The sequence below is a fragment of the Cryobacterium sp. Sr8 genome, from assembly GCF_004403225.1.
Classification (GTDB): Bacteria; Actinomycetota; Actinomycetes; order Actinomycetales; family Microbacteriaceae; genus Cryobacterium; species Cryobacterium psychrotolerans.
This window is the reverse complement of sequence record NZ_SOHO01000065.1, coordinates 60,697-87,532: the sequence shown is the minus strand read 5'-3', so window position 1 is coordinate 87,532 and position 26,836 is coordinate 60,697. Positions and strand designations below refer to the sequence as shown.

At 64.8% G+C, this 26,836-nt stretch carries 24 protein-coding genes and 2 tRNA genes; 16 read left to right on the top strand and 10 right to left on the bottom strand.

The genetic code is table 11. From position 1 onward, the window contains the following. The first annotated feature begins 41 nt into the window (after nt 1-41). From E3T54_RS13375 to E3T54_RS13350, 6 genes are all read left to right on the top strand, one after another. Nucleotides 42-2,321, top strand: coding sequence for a DUF6049 family protein (locus E3T54_RS13375; protein WP_134476116.1), 2,280 nt, complete (start codon nt 42-44; stop codon nt 2,319-2,321). Beyond that, complete coding sequence (gene murJ, locus E3T54_RS13370) at nt 2,314-3,945, top strand: murein biosynthesis integral membrane protein MurJ (protein ID WP_241977224.1); 1,632 nt, start codon at nt 2,314-2,316, stop codon at nt 3,943-3,945. The genes E3T54_RS13375 and murJ overlap by 8 nt, the downstream gene beginning before the upstream one ends. A 159-nt stretch (nt 3,946-4,104) precedes the next feature. Further along, nucleotides 4,105-5,079: a thioredoxin-disulfide reductase gene (gene trxB, locus E3T54_RS13365; protein WP_134476113.1), complete on the top strand. Its 975-nt coding sequence runs from the start codon at nt 4,105-4,107 to the stop codon at nt 5,077-5,079. A gap of 10 nt (nt 5,080-5,089) precedes the next feature. After that, complete coding sequence (gene trxA / locus E3T54_RS13360; protein ID WP_092322696.1) at nt 5,090-5,413, top strand: thioredoxin; 324 nt, start codon at nt 5,090-5,092, stop codon at nt 5,411-5,413. Between the two features lie 149 nt (nt 5,414-5,562). Next, the gene (locus E3T54_RS13355; RefSeq protein WP_134476112.1) at nt 5,563-6,882 is read left to right on the top strand and encodes a PLP-dependent aminotransferase family protein; all 1,320 of its coding nucleotides are present in this window, start codon (nt 5,563-5,565) and stop codon (nt 6,880-6,882) included. Between the two features lie 39 nt (nt 6,883-6,921). Beyond that, the gene (locus tag E3T54_RS13350; protein WP_092322693.1) at nt 6,922-7,878 is read left to right on the top strand and encodes a D-alanine--D-alanine ligase; all 957 of its coding nucleotides are present in this window, start codon (nt 6,922-6,924) and stop codon (nt 7,876-7,878) included. 252 nt (nt 7,879-8,130) lie between these two features. Here the strand turns inward: E3T54_RS13350 and E3T54_RS16885 are convergent, their stop codons facing one another. The 9 genes from E3T54_RS16885 to rpmH all read right to left on the bottom strand — a co-directional run bounded on the left by E3T54_RS16885 (nt 8,131) and on the right by rpmH (nt 14,850). Next, nucleotides 8,131-8,307, bottom strand: coding sequence for a hypothetical protein (locus E3T54_RS16885; RefSeq protein ID WP_166804922.1), 177 nt, complete (start codon nt 8,305-8,307; stop codon nt 8,131-8,133). 1,525 nt (nt 8,308-9,832) lie between these two features. Continuing rightward, nucleotides 9,833-10,810 carry a ParB/RepB/Spo0J family partition protein gene (locus tag E3T54_RS13345; protein WP_134476111.1) on the bottom strand — a complete coding sequence of 326 codons (978 nt, stop codon included), beginning with the start codon at nt 10,808-10,810 and terminating at the stop codon, nt 9,833-9,835. 5 nt (nt 10,811-10,815) lie between these two features. Further along, nucleotides 10,816-11,739: a ParA family protein gene (locus E3T54_RS13340; protein ID WP_134476109.1), complete on the bottom strand. Its 924-nt coding sequence runs from the start codon at nt 11,737-11,739 to the stop codon at nt 10,816-10,818. Nucleotides 11,740-11,827: 88 nt separating this feature from the next. Continuing rightward, nucleotides 11,828-12,457, bottom strand: a complete 630-nt coding sequence (gene rsmG / locus E3T54_RS13335) for a 16S rRNA (guanine(527)-N(7))-methyltransferase RsmG (RefSeq protein WP_134476107.1) — start codon at nt 12,455-12,457, stop codon at nt 11,828-11,830. Between the two features lie 14 nt (nt 12,458-12,471). Continuing rightward, nucleotides 12,472-12,981, bottom strand: a complete 510-nt coding sequence (locus E3T54_RS13330; protein ID WP_174844428.1) for a R3H domain-containing nucleic acid-binding protein — start codon at nt 12,979-12,981, stop codon at nt 12,472-12,474. An 85-nt stretch (nt 12,982-13,066) separates the two neighbouring features. Next, nucleotides 13,067-14,041, bottom strand: coding sequence for a membrane protein insertase YidC (gene yidC / locus E3T54_RS13325; protein ID WP_092322687.1), 975 nt, complete (start codon nt 14,039-14,041; stop codon nt 13,067-13,069). Nucleotides 14,042-14,049: 8 nt separating this feature from the next. Further along, nucleotides 14,050-14,367, bottom strand: a complete 318-nt coding sequence (gene yidD, locus E3T54_RS13320; protein WP_174843273.1) for a membrane protein insertion efficiency factor YidD — start codon at nt 14,365-14,367, stop codon at nt 14,050-14,052. Continuing rightward, nucleotides 14,368-14,706, bottom strand: coding sequence for a ribonuclease P protein component (gene rnpA, locus E3T54_RS13315; protein ID WP_134476106.1), 339 nt, complete (start codon nt 14,704-14,706; stop codon nt 14,368-14,370). Between the two features lie 6 nt (nt 14,707-14,712). Beyond that, nucleotides 14,713-14,850, bottom strand: a complete 138-nt coding sequence (rpmH, locus tag E3T54_RS13310; RefSeq protein ID WP_010204566.1) for a 50S ribosomal protein L34 — start codon at nt 14,848-14,850, stop codon at nt 14,713-14,715. Between the two features lie 398 nt (nt 14,851-15,248). Between rpmH and dnaA the strand changes: the two genes are divergently transcribed. From dnaA to E3T54_RS13260, 10 genes are all read left to right on the top strand, one after another. After that, entirely contained in the window at nt 15,249-16,679 is a 1,431-nt protein-coding gene (gene dnaA / locus E3T54_RS13305) for a chromosomal replication initiator protein DnaA (RefSeq protein WP_134476104.1), read from the top strand. 359 nt (nt 16,680-17,038) lie between these two features. After that, nucleotides 17,039-18,187, top strand: coding sequence for a DNA polymerase III subunit beta (gene dnaN, locus E3T54_RS13300; RefSeq protein WP_134476103.1), 1,149 nt, complete (start codon nt 17,039-17,041; stop codon nt 18,185-18,187). Between the two features lie 28 nt (nt 18,188-18,215). Continuing rightward, nucleotides 18,216-19,103, top strand: coding sequence for a phosphogluconate dehydrogenase (NAD(+)-dependent, decarboxylating) (gene gnd, locus E3T54_RS13295; RefSeq protein WP_134476101.1), 888 nt, complete (start codon nt 18,216-18,218; stop codon nt 19,101-19,103). Nucleotides 19,104-19,109: 6 nt separating this feature from the next. Beyond that, the gene (gene recF / locus E3T54_RS13290) at nt 19,110-20,285 is read left to right on the top strand and encodes a DNA replication/repair protein RecF (RefSeq protein ID WP_134476099.1); all 1,176 of its coding nucleotides are present in this window, start codon (nt 19,110-19,112) and stop codon (nt 20,283-20,285) included. Beyond that, entirely contained in the window at nt 20,278-20,766 is a 489-nt protein-coding gene (locus tag E3T54_RS13285; RefSeq protein ID WP_134476098.1) for a DUF721 domain-containing protein, read from the top strand. Before recF ends, E3T54_RS13285 begins: the two co-directional genes overlap by 8 nt. Before the next feature lie 122 nt (nt 20,767-20,888). Continuing rightward, nucleotides 20,889-22,865: a DNA topoisomerase (ATP-hydrolyzing) subunit B gene (gene gyrB, locus E3T54_RS13280; protein ID WP_092322676.1), complete on the top strand. Its 1,977-nt coding sequence runs from the start codon at nt 20,889-20,891 to the stop codon at nt 22,863-22,865. 31 nt (nt 22,866-22,896) lie between these two features. Then, complete coding sequence (gene gyrA / locus E3T54_RS13275) at nt 22,897-25,443, top strand: DNA gyrase subunit A (protein ID WP_241977230.1); 2,547 nt, start codon at nt 22,897-22,899, stop codon at nt 25,441-25,443. Then, nucleotides 25,436-25,840 (top strand): DUF3566 domain-containing protein, encoded by a 405-nt coding sequence (locus tag E3T54_RS13270; protein WP_092322673.1) that lies wholly within the window; start codon nt 25,436-25,438, stop codon nt 25,838-25,840. Before gyrA ends, E3T54_RS13270 begins: the two co-directional genes overlap by 8 nt. Nucleotides 25,841-25,937: 97 nt before the next feature. Then, nucleotides 25,938-26,011: transfer RNA gene (locus E3T54_RS13265), tRNA-Ile, on the top strand. A 37-nt stretch (nt 26,012-26,048) separates the two neighbouring features. Further along, nucleotides 26,049-26,121, top strand: a tRNA-Ala gene (locus tag E3T54_RS13260). A 131-nt stretch (nt 26,122-26,252) separates the two neighbouring features. Here the strand turns inward: E3T54_RS13260 and E3T54_RS13255 are convergent. Then, entirely contained in the window at nt 26,253-26,777 is a 525-nt protein-coding gene (locus E3T54_RS13255) for a hypothetical protein (RefSeq protein ID WP_092322569.1), read from the bottom strand. Between the last annotated feature and the right edge of the window lie 59 nt (nt 26,778-26,836).

Genomic DNA, 26,836 nt, shown 5'->3' with positions numbered 1-26,836 from the left:
GCGGAGGCTTCTCCCGGCAAGCACGCCGTAGAATCGCCTCTATGGAGGCCGGGACTAAGCGCGCGCGTCGGCCTGTGCACCCGGGGGTCGTGCGCAGCCTGACCTCGCGACTGCGGATGCCGCTTTCGGTGCTGCTCGTCACCCTCCTCCTCGCCCTCACCGGGTTCGCCGGCACGTTCCCCGGCTCCTCCGCGGCCCACGCGGCCGCGACCCCGCCCGACACGGTGAGCATCGACGTGTTTCCCACCGGGTCGCCGATCCTGCGCCCCGGCCAGCCGCTTCCGGTCACGGTGCGCATCACAAACAGCACAGCAGACTCAATTCCGGCCGGCACCATCAAGCTCTACCTGGCCAAGCGCGCGCTGACTTCGCGGTCCGCGCTGGACTCCTGGCTGAAGCCCAAGGACATCGGCGATCCGGGCGACCGGATGCTGAGCCACCCGACGACGACCATCCAGCCCGGCAGCACGGCGAGCGTCAAGCTGAGCGTGCCCGCCGACGCCATCGGCCTCGGTGCCGCGAATGCGTGGGGAGCCCGCGGGATCGCGGCAACCCTGACGGCAGACGGGGAGGTGCTGGCGCAGGGACGCGGCACCTTCGTCTGGTACTCCGGCGACCCGGTCACCCCGGTGAAGCTGGCCGTTGCGATGCCGATCACGGCCCCGCAGTCATCGGCGGGCCTGATCCCGGCCGAGGAGCTGGAGACGTACACGCAGGAGTCCGGTCTGCTCTCACGCCAGCTCGACGGCGTGATCGACCGCCCCGTTGCCATCGCGATCGATCCGATGATCATCGCGTCGATCCGCGTCCTGGGCAGCTCCGCGCCGCCGAGCGCAACCGAGTGGCTTTCCCGCCTCTCCGCGGCCACGAACGATATATTCCCTCTCAGCTATGCAGACGCCGACATCGCCCTGCAGGCCCAGGCCGGCTCGAAAACGGTGCTCTCCCCGATTTCGTTCGAGTGGCTCATCGACCCCGAACTCTTCACCGAGGCCCCGGCCACTCCCCAGCCGACGCCCGGCACCATCGCGCCGACTCCCGGTCAAGCGACCACTCCTTCGCCGTCCCCGACCCCGGGCGAGGTGACGCCGCCCACGAGCGCGGGGCTGCTCGACTGGGACTACACGATGACGGATATCGGCTGGCCGGCGGCCGGCGTCGTGGCGAAGAACGATCTCGACGTCTTCGCCGCCAGCGGCCTCACCACGACGATCCTCAGCGGCAGCAATGTCACCCAGTCGGCGGACGACCCCACGCCCAACACCGTGCTCGCCCTCGGCAGCGGGCGGGGCCTCGCCACCGACGACGCCATCTCCCGGGCGTTGCGGACGGCCGCGCGCGCAACCACCGACGACGAGTGGCACGAGGCGGTGGCGGAGGCGTCGTCGCAATTGGCGGTGGTGTCGGCGGAACGTCCGGGCACCGCGCGCACCCTCCTCGCCACCTTTGACCGGGGCTGGCCGGCGAGTCCCAACCGGCTCGGCGAGACCCTCGACGCCCTCGCTGCCCTCCCGTGGCAGACCCCCGCCACGCTGAGGGAAGCGCGTTCCGCCCCGCAGGCCGCCACCGTGGCCTTCCAGGCCCAGGCGGAATCGGCAGCCCGGGTGGACCAGGGCCGTCAGCTCCTTCGACGTGAGGCCGAGGTCGGCGCCTTCGCCACCGCCCTCGAGGACCCCGTGCGCGTCACGGGCGCACACCGGCTCGAACTCCTGGCGCTGCTGTCCGCGTCGTGGGCCGACGATCCCGCAGCCTGGCAGCAGTCGACCGCGGCGAGTTTCGCCGCGTCCGGCGCCCTGCTGAGGTCCGTCACCGTCACCACCAAGGGCCCGATCAACGTCGTGGGCAGCAAGGTGGACATTCCGGTCACCTTGAGCAACGCCCTCGGCCAGTCCGTGAGCGTCAGGGTGCAGGTCGTGCCCTCCAACGGCCGCCTCGTCGTCGGGAATGACGTCGAGGCGACCATTGACGCCGAGTCGGCGCGCACCGTGAAGGTTCCGGTGACGGCCGCGGTGGGCAACGGAGACGTGACGCTTCGCGTCTCGCTCTACACACCGGCCGGCACGCGGATCGACCGTCCGGCGGAGATCGCGGTGAGCGTGCACGCGGATTGGGAGGGCCTGGGCGCCCTGCTCTTCGCCGCCGTCGTCGTGCTCTTCTTCGGCTTCGGCGTCTGGCGCAACATCCTGCGCCGCCGCCGTGAAGGCGCGGCATCCGTGGGCGCCGGGACCGAGCCGGACGCCGGGACCGGAACAGGGACCGAGACTGGAACAGGGACGGGGACCGATGACGTCACCACACCCGCCGCGGAGCCGCGTGGTTAGCGCCGCCGACACCGCCGATACCGGCGGAATCGGCCGGGCGAGCGCCCTCCTCGCCTCGGGCACGATCGTTTCCCGGGTTTTGGGCTTCGTGAAACTGATCGTTCTCGCCGGGATGATCGGTGCGATCGGCAACGGCGCCGACGCCTTCGCCCTCGCGAACCAGCTGCCCAACACCGTCTACGTCATCGTCGCGGGCGGCATCCTCACCGCGGTGCTCGTGCCACAGATCGTCCGCGCGAGCCTGAACGCCGACGGCGGCGCCGCCTATATCAACAAGCTCCTGACCGTGGCCCTGCTCATTCTCGGCGCGACGACGATCCTGGCCACCCTGCTGGCCCCGGCCATCACGGGGTTCATCGGGCTCCCCCTGAAGGGCGACCAGCTCGGCCTCGCAATCGCGTTCGCTTACTGGTGCCTCCCCCAGATCTTCTTCTACGGGCTGTATACGCTGCTGGGCGAGGTGCTGAATGCTCGCAAGTCGTTCGGTCCATCCACCTGGGTCCCGGTGCTCAACAACATCGTCGCCATCGCGGGCCTGGTCATCTTCGGTCTCCTCTTCGGCGCAGACCCGAACGGCCAGCGACCCGCCGGCGCCTTCAGCCCAGAGATGATCGCCCTCCTCGCGGGCAGCGCCACCCTCGGCGTCGTGGCGCAGGCGGTCGTACTGTTCTACTTCTGGCGGCGAGCAGGGCTGCGCTACCGTCCGGACTTCCACTTCCGCGGAGTCGGTCTCGGCACGGCAGGCAAGATGGCCGGCTGGACCTTCGGAATGCTGATCCTGAGCACGGCCGCCGGGATCGTCGAAACGCAGGTCGCCCTCGTGGCCACCGGCAAGGCATCCGTCTTCGTGCTCGCCACGGCCTGGCTCATTTTCATGCTCCCGCATTCGGTGATCACCGTCTCGGTTGCCACCGCGTACTTCACCCGGATGAGTGAACATGCCTCGCGGGGCATGTACGACCTGGTGCGCACGGATGCCTCGTCCGCCATCCGCGGAACGACTCTCTTGATCGTGCTCGCGTCGGCCGTGATCGCGGTCTGCGCCTATCCGTTCGCAGCCGTCTTCGTCCGTCCGTTCGAGCAGGTGCAGGGCATCGGCAACGTGATTGTCGCCTTCATTCTCGGCCTCGTGGCCTTCTGCATCCTGTTCGTGCTCCAGCGCACGTTCTACGCCCTGGGCGACACGCGCACGCCGTTCTTCTTCACGCTGTTCCAGGTCGTGCTCATCGTGGCCGGGGTGCTCGGGTGCACGCTGCTGCCGAAGGAGTGGATCGCGGTCGGCATCGCACTCGTCGTGACGGTCTCGGGCATCGCACAGACCGGGCTGGCTGCCCTGCTCCTGCATCGCCGCCTCGGGGGGATCGATGGACGCCGCATCCTGGGCAGCCTGGCCAAATACCTCGTCGCCGTGCTGCTGCCGCTCGCGCTCGGCATGGCCCTGCTCTGGATACTCGGCGGCGCCCGGGAGGGCGGCTTCGCCGTCTCCGGCCGGATCCCGGCGATCCTGTCGATGCTCCTCATCGGAGTGGTCATGTCGGCGGCCTACTTCGGGATGCTGCTGCTGATGCGCAGTGCCGAACTCCGCTCCGTCATCGTCCCGCTGCGTGCCCGCCTCCGGCGCTAGACCAAATCGGCGGGAGCCCCCTCCGAACCTCCTGTGCGCCCGCCCGCCGAGGGGAAGGCGCGGAATAGCATCCGATTAGGATGTGTTGTACCGGGCAGTGAGCGACGTTCCCGATCGCCTTCTACCCGCTTTCCCCCAGAATTCAAGGAGTGTGCACGCGTGCGCCAGATCATCATCATCGGTTCCGGCCCCGCCGGCTACACGGCCGCCATTTACGCCGCACGGGCCAACCTCAAGCCCCTGCTGATTGCCAGCTCGGTCGAGGCCGGCGGCGAGCTGATGAACACGACGGACGTCGAGAACTTCCCCGGATTCACCGATGGCGTGCAGGGCCCGGAACTCATGACGAAGATGCAGGAGCAGGCCGAACGGTTCGGCACCGAAGTTGTCTACGACGACGTCACCGCCGTTGACCTCACCGGCCCGATCAAGACCGTCACCCTCGGCTCGGGCGAGACGCACGAGGCTCTGGCCGTCATCGTCGCCACCGGCTCGGCGTACCGAAAGCTGGGCCTGGACGACGAAGAGCGACTGTCGGGCCACGGAGTCTCCTGGTGCGCCACGTGCGACGGTTTCTTCTTCAAGGCCAAGACCATCGCCGTTGTCGGCGGCGGGGACTCGGCGATGGAAGAAGCGACCTTCCTCACTCGGTTCGCCAGCAAGGTCTATGTCATTCACCGAAAAGACACCCTGCGCGCTTCCAAGATCATGCAGGATCGCGCTTTCGCCAACGACAAGATCGAGTTCATCTGGAACTCCGAGGTCGTAGGCATCCTGGGCGCGGATGCCGTTGAAGGCGTCCAGTTGCGCGACACCGTCTCAGGCACGGAGAGCACCCTCGAACTGGATGGGCTGTTCGTGGCCATTGGCAACGACCCGCGCACGCACCTCGTGCACGGCCAGCTGGACCTTACCCCCGAGGGCACCATCTCCGTCGGCGGCCGCTCGTCCAAGACCAGCCAGGCCGGTGTCTTCGCCGCCGGCGACGTGGTCGACCCCACCTATCGCCAGGCCGTGACGGCCGCGGCATCCGGTTGTGTCTCCGCGCTCGACGCCGAGCACTACCTCTCCACTCTTCCCGAGGATTTGCTGGCGAAGGCCGGCGAAACCGAACTTGCAAGCGTTACCAACTAAGGAGAATGACATGACTGCACGTGCCGTTACAGAGGCAACCTTCGACCAGGAAGTCATCAAAAACGAGAAGACCGTTCTGGTGGACTTCTGGGCGGAGTGGTGTGGCCCCTGTCGCGCCGTCAGCCCGATCCTGGACCAGATCGCGCATGAGCACGCCGACAAGCTCGACATCGTCAAGCTGAACGTCGATGACAACCCGGGCCTGGCCGCGAAGTACCAGATCACCTCCATCCCCGCGATGAAGGTGTTCCAGAAGGGCGAGGTCGTCAAGACCGTCATCGGCGCCAAGCCGAAGCCTGCCCTCGAAGCCGACCTGGCCGCCTACCTCGCGTAGCCGACCGGCTGGTTCCTGAGGAACGAGGACCCGTCCGGCTCACGCCGGGCGGGTCTTTTCTTGTGCTCCCGGCGGTCCCGGCCGGGACACACTTCGAGGGCGCCGCAGAAGACCCCATACGATGAAGAGCACACCAGATCGGACGTGACGTGACAGAACAGGGCTCCTCCCAGGCCGGCAACAACCTCGACCCGTGGTATCACCACTACGCGGACCGGGCCGCTGGATTGCGCGCCTCGGAGGTGCGCGCCCTGTTCGCCGTGGCATCCCGCCCCGAGGTCGTCTCGCTGGCCGGCGGCATGCCCTACGTGGCCGCGCTGCCGCAGGACCTCGTGATCGACGCCATGGAACGTGTCATGCGCGAGCGCGGCGCCGCGGCGTTGCAGTACGGCTCGGGGCAGGGCATTCCCCTGCTGCGCGAGCAGATCCTTGACGTGATGGCGCTCGAAGGCATCCGGGCCAACGCCGACGATGTCGTTGTGACGACCGGATCGCAGCACGCGCTGGAACTCGTCAGCAAGCTCTTTCTCGACCCGGGGGACGTTGTCCTCTCCGAGGGGCCAAGCTACGTCACGGCCCTCGTCATCTTCAAGTCCTACCAGGCCGAGGTCGAGCACGTCCCGATGGACGAGAACGGTCTCATCCCGGAAGCGCTGCGCGAGCACATTGCCCGGCTGAAGTCCGCCGGGAAGAGGATCAAGTTCCTGTACACGATCCCGAGTTTCCATAACCCGGCCGGCGTGACTCTGAGCTGGGAGCGGCGCCTCGAGGTGCTCGAGATCGCCAGGCAGAATGACATCCTCGTGCTGGAAGACAACCCCTACGGATTGTTGTACTTCGACCGCCCCGCGCCGGATGCCATGCGCTCGGTCGAAGAGGACGGCGTCGTGTACCTGGGCACCTTCTCCAAGACCCTGGCACCGGGCTTCCGCGTCGGCTGGGCGCTCGCTCCGCACGCCATCCGGGAGAAGCTCGTGCTCGCGAACGAGGCCGCCGTGCTGTCGCCCAGTTCGTTCACCCAGTCCGTGATCTCCGAGTATCTGTCCACCGCCGATTGGAAAGGTCAGATCAATACGTTCCGCGACGTGTACCGCGAGCGCAAGAACGCCCTGGTCGGCGCCCTGGAGGAATACCTCCCGGAGCTGACCTGGACGAACCCCAACGGAGGCTTCTATGTCTGGGTAACGCTGCCGGATGAGCTCGACTCGAAGGCAATGCTTCCCCGCGCGGTCACCGAGCTCGTGGCGTACACGCCGGGGACCGCCTTCTTCGCGAACGGCGACGGGCGCCGGAACATGCGCCTGTCGTTCTGTTACCCGACCCCGGATCAGATCCGGCTCGGTGTGCGCAGGCTGGCCACGGTCATCCGCGACGAACTGGACCTGCTCGACACCTTCGCCGGAACCGGCTCACTCCATGCCCCCAGCGCCGATTCCCGCTTCGGTTCCCCGCCACCCGACGCCTCCTGATCTCGTCCGCCTCAGCTAGAGCAAGGAAACTCCCTGATCATGACCGAATTCGTACCCCTCGACATCGTTGTGCTGGCGGGCGGGATCTCGCACGAACGAGAGGTATCCCTTCGCTCGGGACGCCGCCTGGCCGACGCCCTGACCGGAGCTGGCCACGACGTCACGGTGATCGACCCGCACGCCGGGCTGCTCTCCGAACTCGTCGATCGCAACCCGGATGTCATCTGGCCAACGCTGCACGGGGCGACCGGTGAAGACGGTGCGCTCCTCGCGCTAATCGAGACCACGGGTATCCCCCACGTCGGCGCGCGCGGCGAAGCGGCCGCCCTGGCCTGGTCCAAGCCCACGGCGAAGGTACTCGTGCGCCGAGCCGGTTACGCGACGCCGGCATCCGTCGCCCTCTCCAAGGAGACCTTCCGCGACCTCGGCGCGACGAGTGTTCTCGAACGGCTACTCGCCGCCCTGCCCGCGCCCCTCGTGGTCAAGCCGGCTCAGGGAGGGTCCGCGCAGGGGGTGACTATCGTCACCGCCGCGGCCGGACTGCCGCGCGCGATGGTGGACGCCTATGCCTACGCCGATGTCGCCCTGGTCGAGTCCCGCATCTCCGGCACGGAAGTTTCGGTGACGGTTATCGACAAGGGCGAGGGCCCCATCGCCCTCCCCGCGGTCGAGATTGTTCCCCTGAGCGGGGTGTACAGCTTCGAGGCGCGCTACAACGCCGGCGAGACCCTGTTCTACGCTCCCGCTCGCATGGACCCGACCGTCCTTGCGGCTGTCGAGTCGACTGCGGTTGCGATCCATTCGCTCCTGGGCCTCCGCCACCTGTCCCGGATCGACCTCATCGTCGACGCGGCGGGGACGCCGTGGTTCCTGGAGGCCAATGTTCTGCCCGGGCTGACCGAGACGTCGCTGGTCCCGCAGGCGATCGAGGCATCGGGCGAGTCGCTCGGCGCGGTCTACGCGGCGCTCGCCCGGGCGGCTGTCGCCGAAGCCTGATTTTTTCTTCCGTCCCGGATCCGTCGAGGGAGAACCCCTCCCCCGGGGGCGCCGCAGGCCCAGGAACTGTTTGTGCGACCTGGGCCCCGGTGGTGCTCCGGGTGCGGTTCCGGGTGCGGGTGCGGGTGCGGGTGCGGCCGATGTTTCACGTGAAACACTCCCGGCGTCGCCCGACTGCCCGGTGTGTCAGCTCAAGCAAACCGCGTAATCGACGCGCGCTGACACACAAGCTCGTCTATAGGAAATTGCTGATCAAATGGCATATCCGTTCATTTTCTTGCTTTGCGACAGCAGCAGATTCTTCCTTAGCAACAACAGCAGCAGCAGCGCCGCAGGACGAGTGCTTTCGGGCCGGCATCCCGGGAAATCGGAATGCGGTGCACGAATCTCCGATCGACGCACGCGTCCTCCGGCGATGGCCGAATTCATCCGGGGCCAGCTCAGCAGATTCCGGCCACGCGGGCCGAACCAGTGCGCGAAAACCACCTGCGGGCCCCGGACCTCCTGAGTTGACCTCTCCCCCGGTTCCCGTACGGGGATATCGCGTGCCTCAGTGTCACTCTTTCCCGGCGTCACTCTTTCCCGGCGCCCAGGACGCCGAACGCAACGTGTTTCTCTGCTTGCCCACGGCACATCGCCTTGTCACACCAGACAAGGTCCATCCGCCACCCGTTCAGCCCACCCGCGCCCCGTTCTGCCCACCTGTTCCGCTGTCAGTCCCGCGTAGAGCGCCAGCGTGGGGCTAACTCAGGAAATTCCGCCGGCGACAGCCGGAGCAGTCCGGTCGGACCCTCGAAAATCTACGGATCTCCTGAGTTGGCCACACGTTCCGGGAGCCAGGGGCCACTCGTGGCGTCCGGATTCGTCATGTTTCACGTGAAACACTGCTGGTTCACCGCAAACGGCCCTTAGCTGGATCAACCCAGCGTAGTTGCACCACAACGCCTTCAGGCGGGACATTTTCGGGGCCGATCTGCAAAGTTCGGCTCCCTCTCCGGAAAGGAGCCTCACCACGACAGCGGTGCGTGCACGCCTGAAGCCTAAGTTGGCGCGCGCGAACCGACTCGCATGTTTTCTGTAAGACTTACTGGGTGCAGCGGAATGGCCGCAACTCTTGGCCGCGCAGAGGGCATGTTTCACGTGAAACATTGCTGGGCACTCATGGACCCCATCCCCGTCAATACGGCACACACAGGGAAAGTCGGCCCTCAGGATGGCCTCCACTGCGGGAAATCGGCGTCACATCGGGGCACGCCCGGGCGGCGTTGGGGAAAGATTCAGGCTTGCAAGGGCACGGTCCGCCCCGGAACCACTCGCTATCGGGCATGTTTCACGTGAAACGTGCGGCACGGTGCGCGTAAGAGACCCGGGCCTGATGGAACTCGTGCGCGGATTACTGCCGTGGGAAACACGCTTCGACGGAAGCGCGAACCTACACAAGGTGGTCATGATCGCACCAGCAGGGGAGAGTTCATGGAGTTCCGTCCCTGCGCCGAAGTCTCACCGATTTGGGTCCGCCTGGGCCGCTTGGACCCGCCGAAGACCACAGATGGTCGTCGGGAGCGCTGATGTTTCACGTGAAACGTACACTCCCCCAATCACGGGGACCGCCCACAAAGGATCAAAACTACCGACACGCTGGCGTGCTCGTGAAGTCCATTTGCCGGCCCTGGGCGAATCATCCCGCGCGTCCCCCTACGGCAGATAGGGGAACGCGGACCTCCGGCTTGCTGCGCCACGAGAAACACAGCAACCAGCCCGCAAGCAGCACCGCTGAAACGGCCGGCAGCGAAGATGTTTCACGTGAAACATGCGGCCTCAGACTGCGTGCCGGACTCGACCCGGGGCGATCATCGGCGGCACCCAACGCCAGCTTCTGGTTGCAGATCCGGCGCAGAATTGAGGTGAATTCGGCAGTTTTCACCGCGTCAGGAACGATCCTGCGGGTCGAAAGCTAGTTCGCTCCGAAGCCGGGCTCGCCCAGGACGACGAGGATGCGGTTGAGGTCACCGATCGTAGCGAAATCCACTGTGATCTGGCCTTTTCTTGCTCCCAAATTGATCTTCACACGAGTGTCGAGGCGGTCGCCGAGGCGCTCCGCGATCTCGTCGAGGTGACCCTGCCGCTTCCCCGGCGCGGGACGCGTCGACGCCGCCTTGGGCACCGCGGTCGCGGCCGCCTCGGCCGCGCGAACCGAGAGGTCTTCGTTGACGATCTTGTCGGCGAGGCGCAACATCCCCTGGTGGTCCCCCACGGACAGGATCGCCCGCGCGTGGCCGGCACTGAGAACACCCGCGGCCACCCGAAGCTGCACCGGTTCCGGAAGTTTCAGGAGTCGCAGGGTGTTGGTAATTTGCGGACGGGACCGACCAATTCGCGTCGCGAGCTCGTCCTGCGTGATGCCGAAGTCGGCCAGCAGTTGCTGGTACGCCGACGCCTCTTCGAGCGGATTGAGCTGCGCGCGGTGCAGGTTCTCGAGCAGGGCGTCGCGGAGCATGTCGACATCCGCGGTCTCCCGAACAACCGCGGGGATGCTCGACAGCCCGATCGCCTTGCTCGCCCGCAGGCGACGTTCGCCCATGACCAATTCGTACTTGCCCGGCTGTTCCAGAAGCGGACGCACCACGATCGGCTGCAAGACGCCGACTTCGCGGATGCTGTGGATCAGTTCCGACAGGTCGCTCTCGTCGAAGACGGTGCGGGGCTGAACCGCGTTCGGAACGATATCGGCCGGGTCGAGGTGCGCGAGCCGGGCCCCGGGCACGGGGAGGAGATCCTCCGGTTCATCCGCCACGTCCGCGGCCGGCGCCTTGTCGGGGTCCTGCCCTTCCGCGTAGGGGAAGAAGACGTCCACCGGGCGGGAGAGCCGAGCCGGGTCCTGAACGGGAATCAATGCGCCAATGCCGCGGCCGAGGCCAGTCCGTTTCGCCATTATTGCTATGCTCCTGTTTCTGGGGCGCCCCGCCGGGCGATTTCTGCCGCTGCTTCGAGGTAGGAAAGCGATCCTGCGGAGTTCAAATCGTAACTGATCACACTCTGCCCGTAGCTGGGAGCCTCGGACACCCGCACGGAACGCGGAATCAGGGTATCCAGCACCTGATCCGGGAAGTGGTCGCGCACATCCTGGGCCACCTGGTTGGCCAGGTTCGTACGGCTGTCGTACATCGTGAGCAGGATCGTTGAGACCGCGAGGTCGGGATTGAGGTGCTTCTCGATGAGTTCGATGTTCTTGAGCAGCTGGCTTAGGCCCTCGAGCGCGTAGTACTCACACTGGATCGGGATCAGAACTTCCCGGGCAGCGACGAAGGCATTGATTGTGAGCAGGCCAAGCGACGGGGGACAGTCGATGAACACATAGTGATACGGATCCGTCATTTCGCGCAGGTGCAGATCCAGTGCGCGTCGAAGCCGCTGTTCGCGCGCGACCAGCGAAACCAGTTCGATTTCCGCTCCAGCCAGGTGAATCGTCGCCGGAACGCAGAACAGCGCACCGAATTCCGGGCTCTTCTGAACGACATCGGCGAGCGGCATGTCGTTGATGATGACGTCGTACACGCTGCGCGTTTCGGCCCGATGCTCGACTCCGAGCGCCGTTGAGGCGTTGCCCTGCGGGTCCAGGTCGATCACGAGCACCCGGGCGCCCTGCCTCGCCAGCGCGGCGGCGAGATTGACCGCGGTGGTCGTCTTACCCACCCCGCCCTTCTGGTTCGACACCGTCAGAACCCGTGTTTTCTCGGGCTGGGGGAGGCGTTCGGAGGCGAGCGCCTGGCGTCGGCGGGTCAGGTCCGAAATCTCACGAGCGAGCGGCGTGTCGAATCCGGCTGGGCTGCTGACTTGCTGGTCTTCACCAGGATGTTTCACGTGAAACCTTTACGTTCGACGGTTGATGAGCCACCCGAAAGGGAACCTCGGTCCGACTCTCACTGAGGGCGAGTGGCGGTACCTGGGACTAATCCACTGTAGCCCGTATGACCCTCGTGACCTCGTCCAGCACGCCCTCACCGAGCGTAATCACCTCAACATTGCTCAGCCGGTACTTGCGAATCGCCTTGGCCGCCGAATCGACCTCCGCCTCGGCGCCGGCGCCCTTCATGAGCACCATCTCACCGCCGGGCCGAAGCAGGGGAGCGGTGAGGGGGATGAGGGTCCGGAATGCGCTCACGGCCCGAGCGGTCACCTGATCCAGCGGCTGCTCGAGGCGCACATCCTCGGCCCTCGCCCGCACCACGGTCGTGTTCTCGAGGCCAAGCGCGCCCACCTGGTCGTTCAGCCAGGCCACCCGGCGCTCCATCGGTTCGATCAGCACGAACGAGACATCGGGACGTGCAATCGCCAGCACCAGGCCAGGCAACCCCGCACCCGACCCCACATCGCCGACAACGCCCGGTCGCAGCAGGGGCGCCACGATCGCACAATTCAGGATGTGCCGGCTCCACAGACGAGGAAGTTCCAGCGGCCCGATCAATCCACGAATCTCGCCCTGATCAGCCAAATTGTGCGCGAACGCACGTGCGATCCCAATTCTCTCCCCGAAGAGTCCCGCTGCGGCGGCCGGTTCGTGCTCGAGTTGTTCCGTCATCGTGTCGCGTTCGATCAGGCGCGGGAGATGACCGTGTGGCGGTCGCGGCCCTCGCCATTGGACTCGGACACGAAACCGCGTTCCGAGACCAGGTCGTGCACGAGCTTGCGCTCATACGACGACATGGGGGGCAGGGCCGCGTCGGCGGCGCCGGCCTCGATGCGTTCGATCGCGCGACCGACCAGCGCAGACAGCTCGGCCTGGCGTGCCTCACGGGACCCGCCGATGTCCAGGATCAAGCGCGAGAAGGATCCGGTCTTGTTCTGCACGGCCAGGCGCGTGAGCTCCTGGAGCGCGTTGACCGTGTCCGGCTTCGACAGCACGCGCAGCGTGTCGCCGTCGGCGGCGTTGACCGACACGTAGGCGCGGCCGTTGCGGGCGTCGATGTCGATGTCGCCGTCCAGGTCGCAGATGTCGAGGAACTCCTCAATGTAATCCGCGGCGATGTCGCCCTCCTGCTCGAGCTGGTCGACAGTGGGGGAGTCGTCGCCGTGGGCTGCGCCGCCCTCGGCCTCGGGGCTCACGGGCGTCTCGGGCACGGTGGAATCTTCTGCGGTGTCGGGCACGGTTGCGTCGGTTTCAGTCACGTCAGTCACGTCGGTCTCTCGTCTACTTCTTCGGGCCGGGTTGCTTTTTTGAACGGTTCTTGCCGACCGGCTGCTGGCGCTGCGCGGGCTTCTTCGGTTCCTCGACGATGATGATGTCGCCGTCTTTCGCCACAAGCTTTCCCTTGCGGGCCAGGCGTTCTTCGCGGGCCTTGGCCGCCTCGCTGCCGGGGGTGGGCATGTTGCGGATCACGATGAACTGCTGAACCATCGTCCAAATGTTCGAGGTGAGCCAGTAGAACATGACGCCGAGGGGGAACGCGACGCCCGAGAAGGCGAAGACGAGGGGGAGCAGGTACAGCATGATGCGCTGCTGTTTGAACATCGGGCTCGCCTTGGTCTCCGGCGACATGTTCTTCGAGACGATCTGCAGCTGGGTGATGAACTGCGAGGCGGTCATCAGCACGACCATGACGGCCGCGATGACCATGACGGCGACGCTGTACGGGTTACCGGCCATCATGAGGGTCCACTGGCTGGCGAACGACTCGCTCAGCGGGGCCTGTCCGAACAGGGATGCGTTGCCGAAGCTCTGCGCCCGATCGACGTCGAGCGGTCCGACACCGGCCTTGAGGTGCTGGGCATCGTTGAGCACGGAGAACAGGGCGAAGAAGATGGGCATCTGCAGCAGCAGGGGCAGGCAGGAGCTCAGCGGATTCGTTCCGGTGCGCTTGTACAGCTCCATGGTCTCGCGGGACATGGACTCGCGGGAGAACTGGTCCTTCTTGCCCTTGTACTTGTCCTGGATCTTCTTGAGCTGCGGCGCAACCTCGAGCATCTTGCGCTGGCTCTTGATCTGCCTGACGAAGATCGGGATGAGGGCGGCTCGGACGACGATGACGAGGCCGACGATGGACAGCACCCAGGTGATTCCGTCGTTGTAGCCGAGGCCCATATTGGAGAACAGCCAGTGGAAAGCGACAAGAAGCAGCTCCACCGCCCACTTCAGTGGCCAGAGGATGATTCCTAGGAGGTCCATACTTCGGGTCAGCCCTTTCCGTGGCTTGGTGCGACAACAAATCCAAAGGATGTCACTCGGTAGCGGCGTGTGCGCTTGAGCGGGACATCATCCACTCCGCCTTCGGCCCACGGATGACACCGGGCGAGACGCCTCGCGCCGAGGGCAGATCCGATCACGAGGCCGTGTTCCTGGACCGCGCCCAGGGTGTACGCCGAGCACGAGGGGTAGTACCGGCAGACATCCCCATAGAGCGGGGAAATCACAGCGCGGTACGCACGCAGGAGGAGAACCCCCACGTTGCGGGGGAACAGCACAATCGTCGCAATCACCCTGTTCACGGCCATCTACCGGGCGCCGCCCTTGACGAGCGCATCGGAGAGTTCGGCCTTGAGCACGAGCCAGCTCGTGTCCAACGCCGAGGGCAGAGCACGCACCACGACATCCGTTCCCGGTCGGACCGACGTCAGGATCTCGTAGCTCGCGGCCTTCAGCCGCCGACGAACGCGATTGCGGCTCACTGCGCCACCCACACTCTTTGCGACGATGAAACCAAAACGCGCCGGGGAATCTTCACGGCTCTTGCGAACATACGTAACCGTATGGGGTGCGACGTAGCGCAAACCCCGTCGAACAACGGCTTTGTAGTCGCTCCCGCTCGTGATGCGATTGGCCCCGGCGAGCATCGGAGCCTAAGCGGAGAGTTCGGTGCGACCCTTGCGACGGCGGGCACCGAGAATTGCGCGGCCGGCGCGGGTGCGCATACGCAAACGGAAGCCATGCACCTTCGCGCGACGACGGTTGTTCGGCTGGAACGTTCTCTTGCTCATTGCTCAATCTCCACGTGTTGGATATCCGCAGGCCAGGACAATGGCCGGGAAAGAAGTAGCTAGCCCTCGGGCTGGGGTCAACCTACTAAAACTACGGCCTCACCCTGTTCTGGTCAAACCCAGCAAGCCCAAACGACCGATTCTGCACAAGAATTCCGCTAATCGTCGGAGTGACACGCGGCGGGATCGTGGCTAATTTGGACTGACTATCGGCGAGTGACTACCGTGAGGACAAGTTATCCACAGGTTTGGGCAGGAAACCTGTGAATTCGACCGGATTTACACACAGGCGGTGGATAACTTTGTGGATGATTTGTTCGGCGATTAAATCGATGTCCAGAGCGCGGCACCAACCCAGCGGCTTCCGGCCCAGTCGGAATTTCAGAGATTAGGCAATCATGGCAGACGGAGAACAGCCCATAACGGACACCTGGCGGTCGGTGCTGACCACTCTGGAGTCCGACGACAGCATCACACCGATGCTCTACGGCTTTCTTACCCTGGTCGAACCCAAGGGAATTGCGGCCGGAACCTTCTACCTGGAGGTGCCCAACGAATTCACGGCGAGCATGCTGAACCAGCGCATGCGCGTTCCGCTGCTGATGGCGATGGGCCAGCTCGACGAAGCCAGCGCGGTATCCAGTTTCTACGTGGTGGTCAATCCCGAACTCGAACAGGAATCGTTGCGTCCCCAGCAACCGCCGCAGCTCGACTCCCCCACTCGCCCGATCGCCGAAACACCGGCCGCGCCGTTGTCGGTCTTTGAGACAACCTCGCCCGAGCGCCCCCACGACACACGTCTCAACAACAAGTACAGCTTCGACAACTTCGTGATCGGCCAGTCCAATCGATTCGCCCATGCGGCAGCCGTCGCTGTGGCCGAGGCTCCCGCGAAGGCGTACAACCCGCTCTTCATCTACGGCTCGAGTGGCCTCGGCAAGACCCACCTCCTGCACGCCATCGGCCACTACGCCATGAGTCTGTATCCGGGCATCCGCGTTCGGTATGTCAGTTCCGAGGAATTCACGAACGACTTCATCAACTCGATTGCCAACAACCGCGGGTCCGCCTTCCAGTCGCGCTATCGCAACATCGACATCCTGATGATTGACGACATCCAGTTCCTGCAGGGCAAGGCGGAGACGCAGGAAGCCTTCTTCCACACCTTCAACACCCTGCACGACCACAACAAGCAGGTGGTCATCACCAGCGACCTGCCGCCCAAGCACCTGACCGGTTTCGAAGACCGGATGCGGTCGCGCTTCGAGTGGGGTCTGATCACGGATGTCCAGGCTCCCGACCTCGAGACCCGCATCGCCATCCTCCGCAAGAAGGCCCAGAGCGAGAATCTCCAGGTTCCCGACGACATCCTCGAGTTCATGGCCTCGAAGGTGTCCTCCAACATCCGGGAACTCGAAGGAACACTCATTCGCGTCACGGCGTTCGCCAGCCTGAACCGCACACCGGTTGATATGGACCTGGTTCAGACGGTACTCAAGGACCTGATCACCCTCGATGAGGACAACGTCATCGCACCGGTCGACATCATCACCAACACGGCCGACTACTTCAAACTCACCGTCGATGACCTCTACGGCTCTTCCCGGTCCCAGGCCGTCGCCACTGCCCGGCAGATAGCCATGTACCTGTGCCGGGAGCTCACGAATCTCTCGCTGCCCAAGATCGGCCAGCTGTTCGGCAACCGCGACCACACGACGGTGATGTACGCGAACAAGAAGATCAGCGAGCTCATGAAGGAGCGCCGTTCGATCTACAACCAGGTCACTGAGCTCACGAACCGCATCAAACAGAATCACCGGTACAAGTAACTGACAAAAACCCAGAGTTTTCCACCTGTGGAAAATCCTGTGGAAACTCTGACAACAACGGGTCGCAATCTGTTGAAACTCAACGGTCGCCTGTGAAAACTCGTCTCGGGCCGATCTGGACCTCACAACTTCTTGTCATTTAATCCCACAGGCCGCTAACAACTTACAAACGTGTAGTTCCCAGTGATCACGCTATATCCACAGAGTTATCCACAGTTTCCACAGCGGTTAAGACCATTAACAAGAATTCTTATATCTCTCCATCCGACAACCTTTACTGCCCAGCGCTGCTGGTCACCGGCCCGCTCCGGAAGACGACTAGCATTGAGCCACCCACCGCCTTCGACAGGAGTAACTTCGTGAGATTCCAGGCCAACCGGGACGTTTTCAGCGAAGCTGTATCGTTCGCGGTCAAGCTTCTCCCCCAGCGCACCACCCTGCCGATCCTCAGTGGCGTTCTGATCGAAGCGACGGAGAATGGGCTGATCCTGTCCTCGTTCGACTATGAGGTTTCCGCCCAGACCGAAATCGCCGCCGATGTTGAAGAAACCGGCAAGGTCCTCGTCTCCGGCCGGCTCCTCGCCGAGATTGCCAGCCGGATGCCGAATGCCCCCGTTCGGTTCTCGACCAACGAGTCCCGCATCTCGGTCAGCTGCGGCTCCGCAAACTTCACACTCTTGTCCATGCCGGTCGAGGAATATCCGAGCATTCCGCAGGTGGGAGCCCAATCCGGGCTCGTACCGGCCGAGGAATTCTCCATGGCCGTCGCGCAGGTTGCCGTCGCGGCATCCCGTGACGACGTGACCCCCGTGATCACGGGCGTACAACTCGAAATCAGCGAGAACAGCCTGAGCATGGTTGCCACTGACCGCTATCGGGTTGCCGTTCGCGAAATCGACTGGGATCGCGGCTCAAACGAGGCCCAGGGCACAATCACCGCCCTGGTTCCCGCCCGCACCCTGCAGGAGGTCGGCAAGACATTCGGGCACAGCGGAACCATCTCGGTGGCCATCACGAGCACCGACGACCGTGAGCTCATCGCCTTCACGGCGGAGAAGAAGACCGTGACATCGTTGCTGATCAAGGGCAATTTCCCGCCCGTCCGGCGCTTGTTCCCCGAGACCGTTGACAACTACGCCGTGATCAACACCGCGGAGCTCATCGAAGCGACCCGCCGGGTGCAGCTCGTCCTTGAGCGGGAGGCAGCCCTGCGTTTCACCTTCGCCGCCGACGGACTAACCCTGGAGGCCATCGGATCCGAACAGGCCCAGGCTTCGGAGAAGATCGACGCGATCCTCTCCGGCACCGAGACCGTCGTCTCCCTGAAGCCGCAGTTCCTGCTGGACGGACTGGGAGCGGTGCACTCGGAGTTCGTGCGCATTTCGTTCACCAGGACCGAGAACCCGAATAAGCCGGGCCCGGTTCTCATCACCAGCCAGAACTCACGCGACCAGCCGGGAGCCGACAGCTACAAGTACCTGTTGCAGCCGAACCTCCTCCTGCGCTGAGGCTCGAGTTCCCGTCAAAGGACACGAATTGCACATTGGCATCATCGGCCTGGGCAGGATGGGTGCGAACATGCGCACCCGGATGCGCGCGGGCGGCATTGAGGTAACCGGGTACGACCGCAATCCGGATCTGACCGACGTCGCATCCGTCGCCGAGCTCATCCAGGCCCTTCCGGCACCCCGGATCGTCTGGATCATGGTGCCGGCGGGCGAGATCACAGACTCGGTGGTCGGGGAACTCTCGGAGCTGCTGGCCGCCGGCGATCTTGTCATCGAGGGAGGCAACTCACGGTTCACCGACGACTTCCGCCATGCCGAACTCCTGGAGAAGACCGGTGTGCACTACATCGACGCCGGTGTGTCGGGCGGAATTTGGGGACTGAAGAACGGATACGGCCTGATGGTCGGCGGAGCGGCGGAACAGGTCGAGCGGGCGATGCCCGTCTTCGACGCCCTGCGACCGGAGGGCGCGCGCGAAGAGGGTTTCGTTCACGCGGGAGCCGTCGGTGCCGGCCACTACGCGAAGATGGTGCACAACGGTATCGAATATGCGCTCATGCAGGCATACGCCGAGGGGTATGAACTCCTGGAAAAACGCGACGACCTGATGACGGATGTCCCGGCCGTTTTCACCGCCTGGCAGCGGGGAACCGTCGTGCGTTCCTGGATGCTGGAGCTTCTCGTTAGCGCCCTCAAGGAAGATCCCGACCTGTCCGACATCGAGGGCTACGTCGAGGATTCGGGCGAAGGCCGGTGGACGATCGAGGAAGCGATTGCCAACGGTGTCCCTGTGCCGACGATCAGCGCGTCGATTTTCGCGCGGTTTGTGTCTCGACAGGGTGACTCACCCGCCATGAAGGCCGTCGCCGCCCTGCGTCATCAGTTCGGCGGCCACGCCGTGAAGAAGGCGGACTGACCCGGCGTGAGGGTCACACACTTGTCACTCACCGACTTCCGCAATTACGCGCAGGTCGACGTTCCGTTCCTGCCAGGACCCAACCTGGTCGTGGGACGCAACGGTCAGGGAAAAACGAACTTGATCGAGGCCCTCGGCTTTCTCAGCACCCTCGGTTCGCACCGGGTGTCGACAACCGGTGCCATGATCCGGGCCGGCCAGGACGCCGCGATCATTCGAGCGCGGCTCGAATACAACGGCCGGGACCTTCTCACCGAAGTCCAGATCAACCGATCGGGGCTGAACCGGGCGCAGGTCAACCGATCCGTGATCAAGACCCGCGAACTTCCGCGGTACTTCTCGAGCGTGCTGTTCGCACCGGAGGACCTCGCCCTGGTCCGGGGCGACCCATCCGGTCGGCGACGATTCCTCGACCAGCTCCTCGTGCTGCGCACCCCGCGCATTTCCGCTGTGCTGGCCGACTACGATCGGGTGCTCAAACAGCGGAACACTCTTTTGAAGTCCGCCCGGGCGGCGGGCGTACGCCCGAATGCGCTGGGCACACTCGATATCTGGGACGAGAGACTCGTCGAACTGGGCTCCGAGATCATCGACGAGCGCGCCGAACTCATACGCCAGCTCGGCGAACCGCTGCGCGTGGCCTATCAGTCCGTGGCGGGCGAAGACCATGGACCGGCGCTGATCGCCTCGCTCAGCATCCTCGGGGCGGATGAAGATTCCGGGGTCGACGCGGGCGCAATCCGGGTCTCGACAGGCTCGACCACCGCGACAGGCTCGAGCACCGGGACTCGGGAGTTTTTCCGGGCGGCGCTGGCGAGTCTGCGGCCGAAGGAACTCGAGCGCGGGTTGACCCTGGCCGGTCCGCACCGGGACGACCTCGTTTTCATGCTCAATGCCCTGCCTGCCAAGGGCTATGCGAGCCACGGGGAATCGTGGTCGTTCGCCCTGGCCCTGAAGCTCGCCTCGGCCGAGCTCTTGCGCCGCGACTCCACGAGCGGAGATCCGGTTGTGATCCTCGACGACGTGTTCGCCGAGCTCGACCAATCCCGGCGCCGGCGCCTGGCCGATGCCGTCGCGGGTTTCGAACAGGTGATTATCACGGCCGCCGTTCTCGAGGACGTGCCAGAGGCCCTCGCGGCGCACACCGTCCACATCCGGGCGGGGGCTGTTGTCGATGGCTGAGCAGAGCGAAGCGGGCCGCGTCTACCTGCGCTTCAAAGACGTCTTCGGCGACCCGAATGCCAAACGATCCAGGGGCAAGCGCCGCACCCGTGACGAAACCGGTTCCAGCGTTCCGTTCGGGGCCGGCCGCGACCCGCGGGGGCTCGGCGATGCGATCAGTTCGCTCACCAGGCAACTCGGCTGGAACTCTCCCCTCGCCCAGTCCGAACTCCTCGCATCGTGGGTCGAGCTGGCCGGAGAGGAGACCGCGAAACACTCCACCCCCGCCGGAATCGAGGACGGTGTGTTGACCGTGAGCTGCGAGTCGACCGCGTGGGCCACGCAGCTGAGGATGATGCGCGTCGAGATCATGGATCACATCGCCGTGAAGTATCCGGATGCCGGAATCGAGTCAATCCGATTTCAGGGACCCAACGCCCCCTCCTGGAAAAAGGGCCCCAGATCAATTCCAGGGCGGGGTCCACGCGATACCTACGGGTAACCGGGCAAATTCGGTCACCCTCGCAAATAAAACGCGCCAGACGCGCGTATGTGGCCGGGAGCACTCGGCCCGTTTGGTAGACTGAATGGTCGCCCGTGCGACGGTCAGGAGCCCACTTTCAGATGTCAGTTGAACCAAAGACAGAGCCGGCGCACGAATACGGCGCAGACGATATCCAGGTTCTCGAAGGACTTGAAGCCGTACGCAAACGACCTGGAATGTACATCGGTTCGACGGGTCCCCGCGGGCTGCACCACCTCGTCTACGAGATCGTCGACAACTCCGTCGACGAGGCGCTGGCCGGATACTGCGACACCATCGGAATCCGTATCCTCGCCGACGGCGCGGTTCGGGTCGAGGACAACGGCCGCGGCATCCCGGTCGACATCCACAAGGCTGAGGGCCGCTCGACCGTTGAGGTCGTGCTGACGGTCCTGCACGCCGGCGGAAAGTTCGGCGGCGGCGGCTACTCCGTCTCCGGCGGACTGCACGGAGTCGGAAGCTCGGTCGTCAACGCGCTGTCGTCCCGCCTCGAGGTCGAGGTACGCCGCCAGGGACATGTCTGGCGCCAGAGCTTCGCCGACGGCGTTCCCAACGCTCCGCTGGAAAAGGGCGAAGAATCCAGCGAGACCGGCACGACCATCACCTTCTGGCCGAGCACCGAAACGTTCGAGACCGTCGAGTTCGACTATGAAACGCTCCGCGCCCGGTTCCAGCAGATGGCCTTCCTCAATAAGGGCCTGCGCCTCACGCTCGCCGACGAGCGGCCCGAACACGCTGACGACGAGGGCAACCCCGTCACCAATACCTTCATGTACGAGCAGGGCCTGGTCGACTACGTCGCCTACCTGAACCGTGCCAAGAAGGCCGACCTCGTCAACGACGAAATCATCTCCTTCGAGTTCGAAGACAAGGAGCGCAAGATCGCGCTCGAAGTGGCCATGCAGTGGACCACCGCGTACACGGAGAGCGTGCACACCTACGCGAACACGATCAACACCCACGAGGGTGGAACCCACGAAGAGGGTTTCCGGGCCGCGCTCACCACGCTCGTCAACAAGTACGCCCGCGAGAAGGGCATCCTGAAGGAAAAGGATGACAACCTCACCGGCGACGACGTGCGCGAGGGTCTGACCGCCGTCGTGTCGATCAAACTCGCCGAACCGCAGTTCGAAGGACAGACGAAGACCAAGCTGGGCAACACCGAGGCCAAGGCATTCGTGCAGCGCGTCGCGGGCGACCAGCTCTCGGACTGGTTCAACCGCAACCCGAACCCGGCCCGCGAGATCATCCGCAAGGCCCTCCAGGCCTCGAACGCCCGGATGGCCGCGCGCAAGGCCCGGGAAACGGCCCGCCGCAAGGGCCTGCTCGAGGGCGGCGGCATGCCCGGCAAGCTCAAGGACTGCCAGAGCAAGGACCCCTCCCTCTCCGAGATCTTCATCGTCGAGGGTGACTCGGCCGGCGGTTCCGCCGTGCAGGGACGCAACCCCGAGACCCAGGCGATCCTCCCCCTCCGCGGCAAGATCCTCAACGTCGAGAAGGCTCGCCTCGACCGCGCGCTCGGCAATAACGAGGTGCAGGCCATGATCACGGCGTTCGGCGCCGGCATCGGCGAGGAATTCAACCCGGACAAGGTGCGGTACCACAAGATCGTGCTGATGGCCGATGCCGACGTCGACGGCCAGCACATCACCACCCTGCTGCTTACATTGCTGTTCCGGTATATGCGCCCGCTGATCGACCTGGGCTACGTCTACCTCGCCCAGCCGCCGCTGTACCGACTGAAGTGGGCCAACTCGGCGCACGAATACGTGTACTCGGACCGAGAGCGCGACGCCCTGCTGGCGGATGGCGCTGCGGCCGGCAAGCGGATTCCCAAGGACAACGGCATCCAGCGCTACAAGGGTCTTGGCGAGATGGACTACAAGGAACTGTGGGAAACGACCATGGCTCCGGAATCCCGCACGCTGCTGCAGGTCACCCTCGATGACGCGGCGGCTGCCGACGAAATCTTCTCCACCCTGATGGGCGAGGACGTCGAGTCCCGCCGTAACTTCATCCAAAAGAACGCGAAGGACGTGCGTTTCCTTGACATCTAAAGACACCCCCGACACCCCGGGCGAGAACACCGTGGAGGCCGCCGAGGCCGCGGCCGCGGCGAAGCACCTGATCCAGCACGGCAAGATCGACCAGGTCGACCTGCAGCTGGAAATGCAGCGGTCCTACCTCGACTACGCGATGAGCGTCATCGTCGGGCGCGCGCTGCCCGACGTGCGCGACGGTATGAAGCCCGTGCACCGCCGCGTGATCTACGCCATGTTCGACGGCGGCTACCGCCCCGACAAGGCCTTCTCGAAGTGCGCCCGCGTCGTCGGCGACGTGATGGGGCAGTTCCACCCGCACGGTGACTCTTCGATCTACGACGCCCTCGTGCGGCTCGTCCAGCCGTGGAGCCTGCGGTACCCGCTGGCCCTCGGCCAGGGCAACTTCGGCTCCCCCGGCAACGACGGTGCCGCCGCCCCCCGGTACACCGAAACCAAGATGGCTCCGCTCGCGCTCGAGATGGTGCGGGACATCGACGAAGACACCGTCGACTTCCAGGACAACTACGACGGCCGCACGCTCGAGCCGACCGTGCTGCCCGCCCGGTTCCCGAACCTGCTGGTCAACGGCTCCGTGGGCATCGCCGTCGGCATGGCCACGAACATCCCGCCGCACAACCTGCGCGAGGTGGCCGCCGGCGCGCTGTGGTACCTCGAGAACCCCGAGGCCACCCGTGAGGAGCTGCTCGAGGCCCTGATGCAGCGGATCAAGGGCCCCGACTTCCCCACCGGCGCCCAGATCCTCGGCACCAAGGGCATCCAGGATGCCTACCGCACCGGCCGCGGCTCCATCACGATGCGCGCCGTGGTCAACATCGAGGAGCTCCAGGGTCGCACCTGCCTCGTCATCACCGAACTGCCCTACCAGGTCAACCCGGATAACCTCGCGATCAAGATCGCCGACCTGGTCAAGGACGCCAAGATCAGCGGCATCGCCGACATCCGCGACGAGACATCCGGTCGCACCGGCCAGCGCCTCGTCATCGTGCTCAAGCGCGATGCGGTCGCCAAGGTCGTGCTGAACAACCTGTACAAGCACACCCAGCTGCAGGACAACTTCGGCGCGAACATGCTCGCCATCGTCGACGGCATCCCGCGCACGCTCGCCCTGGACGGCTTCATCACCGCGTGGGTCGCGCACCAGATCGAGGTCATCGTCCGGCGCACGCAGTTCCGGCTGAACAAGGCTGAGGCCGACGCGCACATCCTGCGCGGCTACCTCAAGGCCCTCGACGCGCTCGATGAGGTCATCGCCCTCATCCGCCGGTCGAACACCGTCGATGACGCCCGCGAAGGCCTGATGGCCCTGCTCGACGTCGACAAGCTCCAGGCCGACGCGATCCTGACCATGCAGCTGCGTCGCCTGGCCGCCCTCGAACGACAGAAGATCATCGACCAGGCCGCCGAACTCGAGCTGCAGATCGCCGAGTTCAAGTCGATCCTGGCCAGCCCCGAGCGCCAGCGCACGATCATCAGCGAAGAACTCGGCGAGATCACCGCCAAGTTCGGCGACGACCGGCGCACCGAGATCATGTTCGGCTTCGACGGAGACATGTCGATCGAGGACCTCATCCCCGAAGAGGAGATGGTCGTCACCGTCACCCGCGGCGGCTACATCAAGCGCACCCGGAGCGACAACTACCGCAACCAGCACCGTGGCGGCAAGGGCGTCAAGGGAGCCCAGCTCCGAGCGGATGACGTCGTGGAGCACTTCTTCGTCACCACCACGCACCACTGGCTCCTGTTCTTCACGAACACCGGCCGGGTCTACCGCGCCAAGGCGTACGAAGCAGTCGAATCCGGCCGCGACGCGAAGGGCCAGCACGTCGCCAACCTGCTCGCGCTGCAGCCGGGTGAGGAAATCGCGCAGATCCTCGACATCCGCGATTACGGGGTGGCCCAGTACCTCACCCTCGCCACCCGCGACGGCCTGATCAAGAAGACCGCGCTGCGCGAATACGACACCAACCGCACCGGCGGGATCATCGCGATCAAGCTCAGAGAAGGCGACGAACTCGTCTCCGCGCTGCTCGTCAATGACGATTCCGACCTGCTGCTCGTCTCCCGCAAGGGCATGTCCATCCGGTTCACCGCGACGGATGAGGCCCTGCGGCCGATGGGACGCAGCACCTCCGGCGTCATCGGCATGCACTTCCGGGGCGAAGACAAACTGCTCGACGCATCCGTTGTCTCCAATGACGGATTCGTCTTCGTGGTCACGGAAGGCGGCTATGCCAAGCGCACAGCGGCCGACCAATACCGCCTGCAGAACCGCGGGGGCCTCGGCATCAAGGTCGCCAAACTCAACGAGGACCGGGGCGACCTGGTGGGCGCCCTGATCGTCGATGAAGGCGACGAGGTGCTCGTGGTCCTGGCCAGCGGCAAGGTGGTACGCTCTGACGTCGCGGAAGTCCCGGCCAAGGGACGCGACACGATGGGCGTGGTCTTCGCGAAATTCGCGGAGCAGGACAGGATCATTGCCATAGCGAAGAACACCGAACGCAATCTGGTGGCCGAACTCGTTGAGGCCGCACCGGAGACCGACGCGGAGAAAGAAGAATCAGTAGATGAGTAGCGTCGCAGAAAAGCTTGCCAAGAAGTCGACCCGCCGACCGTCCACGAAGCAGGTGCGCCTCAAGCTGGTGTACATCGACTTCTGGTCGAGCGTGAAGCTCTCGTTCCTGGTCGCGGTCTGCCTGGCCGTCGTCACGATCGTGGCCACGTTCCTGATCTTTACGGTGCTCAACCAGACGATGATTTTCGACACGGTCGACGACCTGTACACCTCGATCGCCGGCGACTCGTCAGACCTCGCGAGCATTCTCTCGCTCGGGAACGTCATGGGCTTCGCCACCGTGGTGGCCGTGCTCAACACGGTCGTCATCACCGCGCTGGGGGCCATTTTCGCCCTGCTGTACAACCTCAGCGTGAAGATGACCGGCGGACTGCTCGTCGGTTTCACCAACAACTAGGCAGAAATACACGTTTCACGTGGAACCAGCCGCGGTTTTCTCTCGTCTCGATTGGGAGAAACCGGCTGGTTCCGGTAGTCTCAAATCTGCCCAATAGGGGGATATAGCTCAGTTGGTTAGAGCGCTTCACTGATAATGAAGAGGTCCCAGGTTCAAATCCCGGTATCCCCACGTGCGACCTCAAGGTGACTTGTCACCTGTGATTCGCGGGGCCATAGCTCAATTGGTAGAGCGCCTGCTTTGCAAGCAGGAGGTCCGGGGTTCGATTCCCCGTGGCTCCACAAAGGACAGACGCCCGGCCCCGCTCCAGCGGCCGGGCGTTCTTCGTTTAAGGGCACGAGCCGGAATCGAACCCGTTAACAGACCAGGGCCCGTATCCGGAAGATACAGGCCCTGGTGAAGCTATGGACGGTTAGTCCTCGTTCGGCGTGCGCTCGGGCTCGTCAGCGGCCACCCAGAGCTCGTCGTCGGCACGGAACGTCTGCCAGACGGCGTAGGCGACGCCGGCTGCGGCGGCCAGGCCGATTCCGATGGCGATGTACGTGCCGGCGCCCAGGCCCTGCTTCTCAACCACGACGGGCTTCTGGAAGCGAAGGCGGTTCATGGCGGCGCGCACCCGCGCATCCTTGGCGACGTCCCCGACCGACATGACGGTGCCGATCGCGGTCCCGATGCCGGGGAGCACGTCCTCGACCAGGCGGCGGCGAACGCTGTCGGCGACTTCCTGGCCCGCGTGAACTCCGGGGCGAACGTAGTGCTCGTATCCCTCGCGTACGCGCGGGACGACTTCCTCGCGAGTCAGGCTCCCCGCCTGACGTGCGGCCTCGCGTGCGATCTCATTCGCACGGTCGAGAACCTCTTGCTGGTGGTTCCATAGTTCGTCTGCGCTCTTGCGCAGCCGGTCAAGTTCCTTGCGGCGCTTGCGTGACAGGCTCATCTGGACCCTCCATCGATGTCGTGTGGCGAACACACCCATCTTGCCACTGAATCGGCTGG

Bases quoted from the DNA above. Each gene is read 5' to 3' on its own strand.
- E3T54_RS13375 (WP_134476116.1), top strand. From the start codon at position 42: ATGGAGGCCGGGACTAAGCGCGCGCGTCGGCCTGTGCACCCGGGGGTC.
- trxA (WP_092322696.1), top strand. From the start codon at position 5,090: ATGACTGCACGTGCCGTTACAGAGGCAACCTTCGACCAGGAAGTCATC.
- E3T54_RS13350 (WP_092322693.1), top strand. From the start codon at position 6,922: ATGACCGAATTCGTACCCCTCGACATCGTTGTGCTGGCGGGCGGGATC.
- E3T54_RS16885 (WP_166804922.1), bottom strand. From the start codon at position 8,307: ATGAATTCGGCCATCGCCGGAGGACGCGTGCGTCGATCGGAGATTCGT.
- E3T54_RS13345 (WP_134476111.1), bottom strand. From the start codon at position 10,810: ATGGCGAAACGGACTGGCCTCGGCCGCGGCATTGGCGCATTGATTCCC.
- rsmG (WP_134476107.1), bottom strand. From the start codon at position 12,457: ATGACGGAACAACTCGAGCACGAACCGGCCGCCGCAGCGGGACTCTTC.
- yidC (WP_092322687.1), bottom strand. From the start codon at position 14,041: ATGGACCTCCTAGGAATCATCCTCTGGCCACTGAAGTGGGCGGTGGAG.
- yidD (WP_174843273.1), bottom strand. From the start codon at position 14,367: ATGGCCGTGAACAGGGTGATTGCGACGATTGTGCTGTTCCCCCGCAAC.
- rnpA (WP_134476106.1), bottom strand. From the start codon at position 14,706: ATGCTCGCCGGGGCCAATCGCATCACGAGCGGGAGCGACTACAAAGCC.
- rpmH (WP_010204566.1), bottom strand. From the start codon at position 14,850: ATGAGCAAGAGAACGTTCCAGCCGAACAACCGTCGTCGCGCGAAGGTG.
- dnaA (WP_134476104.1), top strand. From the start codon at position 15,249: ATGGCAGACGGAGAACAGCCCATAACGGACACCTGGCGGTCGGTGCTG.
- E3T54_RS13285 (WP_134476098.1), top strand. From the start codon at position 20,278: ATGGCTGAGCAGAGCGAAGCGGGCCGCGTCTACCTGCGCTTCAAAGAC.
- gyrB (WP_092322676.1), top strand. From the start codon at position 20,889: ATGTCAGTTGAACCAAAGACAGAGCCGGCGCACGAATACGGCGCAGAC.
- E3T54_RS13270 (WP_092322673.1), top strand. From the start codon at position 25,436: ATGAGTAGCGTCGCAGAAAAGCTTGCCAAGAAGTCGACCCGCCGACCG.
- E3T54_RS13255 (WP_092322569.1), bottom strand. From the start codon at position 26,777: ATGAGCCTGTCACGCAAGCGCCGCAAGGAACTTGACCGGCTGCGCAAG.